This is a genomic window from Eggerthella sp. (assembly GCF_048329335.1).
GTDB lineage: Bacteria > Actinomycetota > Coriobacteriia > Coriobacteriales > Eggerthellaceae > Eggerthella > Eggerthella lenta.
Genome location: NZ_DBFEGU010000003.1, coordinates 1 through 6748, shown reverse-complemented (window position 1 = coordinate 6748; position 6748 = coordinate 1). Strand labels below are relative to the sequence as shown.

5 protein-coding genes are annotated in these 6748 nt (G+C 65.3%); 4 read left to right on the top strand and 1 reads right to left on the bottom strand.

All coding sequences use genetic code 11. The features are described 5' to 3' along the window. The 3 genes from ACMO6A_RS00100 to rlmH form a co-directional block, all read left to right on the top strand. Positions 1-458: 4Fe-4S dicluster domain-containing protein (locus ACMO6A_RS00100; protein ID WP_418470612.1), on the top strand; the 458-nt coding region annotated here is incomplete at its 5' end. A 1-nt stretch (position 459) separates the two neighbouring features. Next, a complete protein-coding gene (locus ACMO6A_RS00095) occupies positions 460-1416 on the top strand; it encodes a 4Fe-4S binding protein (RefSeq protein WP_114551217.1) in 957 nt (318 codons plus the stop codon). Between the two features lie 90 nt (positions 1417-1506). Further along, positions 1507-1977, top strand: a complete 471-nt coding sequence (rlmH, locus tag ACMO6A_RS00090; RefSeq protein ID WP_114526890.1) for a 23S rRNA (pseudouridine(1915)-N(3))-methyltransferase RlmH — start codon at positions 1507-1509, stop codon at positions 1975-1977. Positions 1978-2045: 68 nt separating this feature from the next. Here the strand turns inward: rlmH and ACMO6A_RS00085 are convergent, their stop codons facing one another. Then, positions 2046-5390: a peptidase M6 gene (locus ACMO6A_RS00085; RefSeq protein ID WP_418470611.1), complete on the bottom strand. Its 3345-nt coding sequence runs from the start codon at positions 5388-5390 to the stop codon at positions 2046-2048. 243 nt (positions 5391-5633) lie between these two features. On the opposite strand from ACMO6A_RS00085, the gene ACMO6A_RS00080 reads away from it, so the two are divergent. Next, positions 5634-6491 (top strand): exodeoxyribonuclease III, encoded by an 858-nt coding sequence (locus tag ACMO6A_RS00080; protein WP_009305703.1) that lies wholly within the window; start codon positions 5634-5636, stop codon positions 6489-6491. Positions 6492-6748 lie beyond the last annotated feature (257 nt).

Here is a 6748-nt window from a genome sequence, read left to right as displayed (position 1 = left end):
TCTGCATGCAGTGCGTTGACGCGTGCCCCACCGGCGCGCTCACCTACGGCGGCCCGCGCGAGCGCGACCTGGGCGTTGCCGTGGTGGTGAAGGACGCGTGCGTGGCCTGGGACTGGGCCGGCTGCACCGTGTGCAAGGACGAGTGCCCGGTGGAGGGCGCCATCACGCTGGACGACCACGACCGGCCGGTCGTGCATCCCGAGTACTGCGACGGCTGCGGCAAGTGCGAGCAAGTATGCCCCTCGGCCTCGCTGCGCGCGTACGATGCGAGCGTCGAGGACAAGGGCATCGTGGTGGTGTCGCGCTCGAGCGAGGCGGCGCAGGCGACGGGCGCCGTGTCCAGCGAGGAGCTTGAGTCCAAGCGCACGGTGGCCGTGGCGCAGGCGAACGCGGCGAGCCCCCACACCAAGGGCGTCCACCCCGACGGCCCCGACGCGACGCGAGAGGCGGGAGCCTGACATGAAGACGCGCATCAAAACCATCCGCATCCTCGTGGCGACCGGCGTGCTGGCGCTGGCCGTCGTCGCGGCGCATCTCGGCGGCAATGCCGCCATCGGCACCCTGTGCGCGCTGTGCCCCGTGGGCTTCGCGCAGATCGCCGTCGCCTCGGGCAGCGTGCCGTGGGGCCTCGTGCCCGGCGTGCTGGCCGTGCTGGTCATCGTGTTCTTGCTGGGTCGGGCGTTCTGCTCGTGGCTCTGCCCTTCGCAGCTTCTGAAGAACGTGTTCGGCGGCCACACCCCGCGCGGCATCCTCGGCCGCAGCGGCGAGGCGGTGCCCGTCTCCCGCGGCGGGTCGGAGGCGAACGGCCCGTCCGAGCCTCCCGCATCGGTTGGAAAATCCTCCGGCTCCGGCTGCTCCACCTGCTCGTCCTGTGGTACTTCCAGCCTCAAGACCCAAGGACTCGTCCTGGTCGTGCTGCTGGTTGTGTCTTTCGCCGTGGGGTTCCCGGTGTTCTGCCTGCTGTGCCCCATCGGCCTCGTGTTCGGCACGCTGTGGACCCTCAACCGCGTGTTCGTGTTACTGCAGCCGGGCTGGGAGCTGGTCGTCTTCCCGCTCATGTTGCTGGCGGAGTTGTTCCTGTTCAAGCGTTGGTGCTCGTCCATCTGCCCGCTCGGCTTCTTCTTCGGGCTCATGGGCAAGCTGCGCGCGAAGCTCGGCTTCGGCGCCCGCCCTCAGGCCGACTGCGCCACCTGCATCTCGAAGGAGGGCTGCCGAACCTGTTCCACCGTGTGCCCCGAGGGCATCGACGTGGCGGATCCCGGCAAGGCGACGCTGGAGGCCTGCACCTTCTGCCTCGACTGCGTGGAGAACTGCCCCACGAAGTCCATCAAGGTCGAGGCGGGGGCAGGGAAGCCGATGCCCGTCTCTTTCGACGAGCTTTCCGACGTTGAGGAGGCCGAGCCGCCCGTCAGATAGCGCACGAGTCCGATCTCGTTTCCGTCTTGGCAAGTCGGGCTTCCGCTATCATGAGTGCGAGCCATGATAGCGGGGTCGAAGGGACGGCGTATGAAGTTCACCATAGTGGCGGTGGGAAAGCTGAAGGAAAAGTTCTGGACGGCTGCGTGCGCTGAGTACCTGAAGCGCATGCAGCCGTACGGTAAGACCGAGGTGCGCGAGATCGCCGACGTCGATCCTGCGCGCGCGGGCGGCGTGGATGCAGCGCGCGACCGCGAGGGCGCCGCCATCTTGGCCGCGCTCGGGCCCTCGGCGCATGTGGTGCTGCTGGCCATCGACGGCAAGCAGCGTTCGAGCGAGAGCTTCTCGCAGCGCATCGACACGCTCAAGCTGAACGGCGCGAGCGATATCGCGTTCGTCATCGGCGGCTCCGACGGCGTGAGCGCCGCGGTGCGTCAGCGTGCCGACGAGACGCTGTCGTTCGGCCCTATCACGCTGCCGCACAACCTGGCTCGTGTGGTGCTGCTGGAACAGCTCTACCGCGCCCAGAAAATTTCACGCGGCGAGCCATACCATAAATGAGACAAAGGGACGGGTTAATGTCTCGTCGTCGCGAGAGCGCCCGTCCCCTTTGTCCCCCGAATGAGACATCAACCCCATTCCTTTGCCTCATTTTGCCTCATGAGTGCGAAGAGCGCGGTGGCCAGCGCTGCCGTTGCCAGGGCGGCAAGCTCGAGCGCATTCGCGTGGTCGCCGGTAGGCGCGAGCTTGCTTGGGCTGTCGGGCTGGTCGTCGGCTGGTTGCGGGAGCGGTTGCGGTTGAATGCCGGGATCGGCGGGGTCATCGCCTGGGTTTGCAGGAGTTTTGTCAAGTTGCGTCGTTACCACGTATCGGGCGCGCTTGGATTCGTCGACCTCGCCGCCTTCGGTTGCGCCGCCGTATTCCGTTGCGACGGGCGACCCCTTCGGCCCGTTTGCCGCCGCAACGCTCATTCCCACGTCGAGCCAGCGTCCGTCGTCGAGCCATGCGCCCAAGCCGGTGGATGCTGTAGTAAGCACGGAGAGCGGTTGCAGGTTCGCATCGCAGAACAGAACGTCGCTGCGGGAGATGGGCGGTTTCGTCATGTCGATGCGCCGCGACAGCGCCACGGTGCCGTGGCGAGCGACCCGAAGTTGCATGTATACGTCGGATCCGTCCACCTCGATAGGAGATCGTGCCCGTTCCGCTCCCGTGCTGTCGAACTCGATCAGCAGGTTCGTCAGCTTCGCGGGATCCAAGTAGTCCGAAGAAAGCAGCGCGTAGAAGCCGTCCTTCGCGCGCTCGACGGCCAGCAGCATGCGGCTGGCGCGCAGAGGCAGCGTGGCCGCGGCGCGCTCGGGCGTGCACAGCTCGCCATTGTCGGAGGCATGCTCGAGAAGGGTTGCGCCATCGCGCAGCGCCGCGACGATGGCGTCGGCGGGCAGGATGCGCGCTTCCTCCGTCAAAGCGCCTGCGTCATCCATGAACCCGAAGGCGAACGCGTCGGCGTCGACGGGAACCACGGTTTCGGCCTGGGTCCATCCGTAGCGCGCTTCCACGGTTCCGTCTTCAAGCGGGGTGAGCGCGGCGATCGTTCGGCCGCCGCCTGGATAGAAAGACGCCGCTAATACGGTGGACCCGCTGCCTGCAAGCGAGAGGGAAGCGGCTTGGTCGAAGGGATAGGACGCGATAACGGTTCCGCGCTGGAGATCGATCCAGTATCCCGCGCTTTCGCCTCCCGCTGCAGGCATGAGCACGAACGCGGTCTCGTTCGATAGCGGCACGACGCGAAACGAAGGGCGGTAGTCCAAGACGGCAGGAACGGGAACGCCCTCGACCGTGCGCGAGGATACGCGTGCGACATCGGCGGGGTCGATGGCGTGCAGCTTGAGCTGGCCGTCGGCTATCTGGAAGAACCGTTTGCTTCCGTCGGGGCAGGCGAACACGTTGCTGAGCACCGTGGAATCTTCGGTGTACTCGGTGCCCAGGTAGCCGCCCGCGCAGTCGACGGGGGTGAGCAGCGGGCTTGCTTTCAGCTCGAGGCGCACTTCGGGAGAATATGCAGTCGTGCCGCCTGTTTGAGCCAAGACGAACATGCCGGCAGGGAACACGATCTCGCACGTTGACGAGGGCCCGATATCGCCGGCATCGAGAAAGTACGGAAGGCTGACCGTGGTGCCGTCCGTCTCGATGTTCAGCAGGGCGTGGGGCTGGCCGTCCACGATGAGCTGCGTTGCCGCGGGCAGCGGCGTGGCGAGGGCGGGCTTCGTGGACGCTTCGAACGACAGCGTCCCCGTGTTCGAGACGCTGTCGAACAGGGGCGTAAGCGTGAAATCGTCGGGCGGTTCCGGCTTGCCGGCGTTCGAGTACGAGATGTTCAGCGTGCCGCCATCCGCACGGCTTTCGGTGACGGCGATGGTCAGGCCGGTGAATCCGACGTTGGCGTTTTCGAAAAAGTTGGTTGAAGGGTAACCTCGGGGAGACACCTCGTCGCCTGCGTACAGCATGCAGCCGTATTCTCTCGAGCCGATTGCGGCTGGGACGAGGTCGGTGCTTTCCGCGTGCGGTTCGTTCATATCAGGGTCGACCAGCTCGATCAGCTGGTTGTGCACGGTTCCGTACGTGTTCGAATGAACGAAATACGGTCCGCCCGATCCTAGGTCGGCCTGAACTCTGAAGAGGCGAAATCCCGACGGAAGCTCGGCGGGTTGGCCATCTTGCTCGTAGCGAACGCTTTGGTTGCCGGCGAAGCGGTCGTACTGCAGCAGGTAGTAGGACGAGAACATGCTTGCGTCTTGGTTCGCCACCACGACGATACCGCCGGTTTCATCGATGTCGTTCGAAGCGAACGCTTCTAAAGCTGCTTCTACGGACGAGCTGCCGTCGGCGGTTGCGTCCACGTGTTGCACCACCTTGCCGTCGCGTTTGACGTCGATGCCCGTCTCGTTCGCGAAGATGCGGGTGATCTTGCTGTCGGGCAGCCAGCCCAGCATCCATTTCGAGAATCCATTGTGATCGCCCTGGTTCTGCATCATGATGTCAAAGGTGAGGATTCCCGTGCGGTCGGTGGAGCCTCCTTGCTGGCTGGCGTACTGGTAGTAGTCGGGCAGGCCCAGCACGTGACCCGTTTCGTGGATGATGGTCTGCGCGGCCCACGGCTGGTCGCACGGATTCGACAGCGCCACGGCGTTCCATAGGCGCACTGTGCCGTCAGCGTACACGGCGTCGGGGACGTCGAGCACCTGCTCGTTGCTCCACCAGACGCTGCCCCAGCCGGTGTCGCCGCCGGCGAAGTGCAGGTAGACGGCATCGATGCGCCCGTCGCCGTTCGCGTCGAATCGCGCGAGATCGATGCCGGATGCCTCGAGGTGGTCGAGCGCCTCCTTGTACAGTTGCCCGATGTTCGCCGTGTAGAAATCGCGCTCGTGCTGGGCCGCGTAGTCGAACGCTTCGCCGGTGACGGTAAGCGCGCCGTACGACGCGCGGAGGTAGTAGTCGTGCAGGTTCTCGTAGGGAAAGCCGCCGGCGCTCGGCAGCGCGGCCTCGCCGACGGCGCGCGGGCCTATGAGCGTCTGAAGCGCTTCCAGCGTATCTCCTTCCGCGAAGGGGCGGTCGGGGAACGACACGCGCAGCGCCACCACGTGTGCGTTGCCGATAGCGGCCATGCCGCCGTCGTCGCCGGGAACCGCGTTCGGGGCGATGCCGTTTTGTGCCTGCTCGCGCGCGAGGGCCTGTTGGACGAGGCCGGGGGAGGGCTCGTCGTTGCCGAGGCTTTCCTGGAAGGCTTCTCGTTCGTCCAGCGTGCCGTCTGCGGCATAGGCGGCGCGTTGCTCGACGGTGGCGATGCAGGGCGAGTGCGCCGCGTCCTGCGCATGAGCCGACGCGGGCGCGAGCGCACCTGCGAAGGCCGCTGCTAGAAGCGCGGTCAGCAAAAACGCGGCCCAGCGCGCGGCCTTTGAACGAGCGAAGCATTGCATGCGGTTCCCTTCGTCTTCCGGTGTGATGGAACCATACTACCCGCTGCCGCCCCGCTCGACACGTGCTTTTTGAGAATGAGGCAAAGGGGCGGGGTTAACGTCTCGTTTGGGGATATGGGGGACGGGCGCTCTCGCGACGACGAGACGCCAACCCCTCCCCTTTGCCTCATTCCGCCCGTCATCCGTGTTGGTGATCTGCGCGGTATAATGACCGAGTCGTTGGCGAATCGGGAAAGGAACTATATGCGCTTCGTCTCGTGGAACGTGAACGGCTTGCGCGCCGTGCTGAAAAAAGGCTTCGAAGACATCGTGTGCGAGCTGGACGCCGACATCGTTGCCTTGCAGGAAACGAAGCTGCAAGAGGGCCAGGCCACGCTCGACCTGCCGCAGTACCGCGAGTACTGGAGCTATGCCGAGAAGAAGGGTTACTCCGGCACGGCCATATTCTGCAAAGAGCAGCCGCTGCAGGCGCTGCACGGCCTGGGCTTCCCGCACCTGGATACCGAGGGGCGCATCGTGGCGCTGGAGTTCCCGAAATTCTGGTTCGTGGACGTGTACACGCCGAACGCGCAGAACGAGCTGGCGCGCATCGACCATCGCATGGAGTGGGACGACGCGTTCCGCGACTTCTGCAAGGGGCTCGAAGAAGGCGTGCTGCCCGCCGGCGTGCCGGTGGAGCGGCCGGCGTTGGGCGAGGGGCACGTGGCCATTTCCGAGCTGCCGCTGACGCAGCCGGGCGAGACGGCCGACCCGAAGCCCGTCGTCATGTGCGGCGACTTCAACGTGGCTCACCAGGAGATCGACCTCAAGAACCCGGGTCCGAACCGCGGCAAGGCCGGTTTCTCGGACGAGGAGCGCGGCAAGTTCACCGACTTGCTGGAGGTCGGGTTCGTCGACTCGTTCCGCCACCTGCATCCTGACGTGACGGGCGCGTACTCGTGGTGGAGCTACCGCTTCAAAGCGCGCCAGACGAACGCGGGGTGGCGCATCGACTACTTCCTGGTCAGCGACGAGTTGGCTCCGAAGATCCAAAGCGCCTGCATCTACGACGAAGTCTACGGCAGCGACCACTGCCCCGTGGGGATAGAGCTGGAGCTGTAGGATCGCTTGCAGCTCGAATGCTCCGTCTGGGGCGTTCGAGCTGCGGCCGGTGACGCCGAAAATGCTTCCGTATGGTAAAAGCGGGGGAGTTTGGTAATCCTATGAAAACCGTGGGATATCTCTCGGCTCTTCTTCACCTGGGGATATGCAGGATGCTGCGTTCGGTCCTTGGAAATTCGGGTCGGAAGGCAGGCGGGAGATTGCCAAACCGCCCCGTTTCTGCCGCCGAGCTTCGATTTCTCCGTCATCCTCCGCCC

Excerpts from the sequence above, each read along its gene's own strand:
- rlmH (WP_114526890.1), top strand. The coding sequence starts at position 1,507 with ATGAAGTTCACCATAGTGGCGGTGGGAAAGCTGAAGGAAAAGTTCTGG.
- ACMO6A_RS00095 (WP_114551217.1), top strand. The coding sequence starts at position 460 with ATGAAGACGCGCATCAAAACCATCCGCATCCTCGTGGCGACCGGCGTG.
- ACMO6A_RS00085 (WP_418470611.1), bottom strand. The coding sequence starts at position 5,390 with ATGCAATGCTTCGCTCGTTCAAAGGCCGCGCGCTGGGCCGCGTTTTTG.
- ACMO6A_RS00080 (WP_009305703.1), top strand. The coding sequence starts at position 5,634 with ATGCGCTTCGTCTCGTGGAACGTGAACGGCTTGCGCGCCGTGCTGAAA.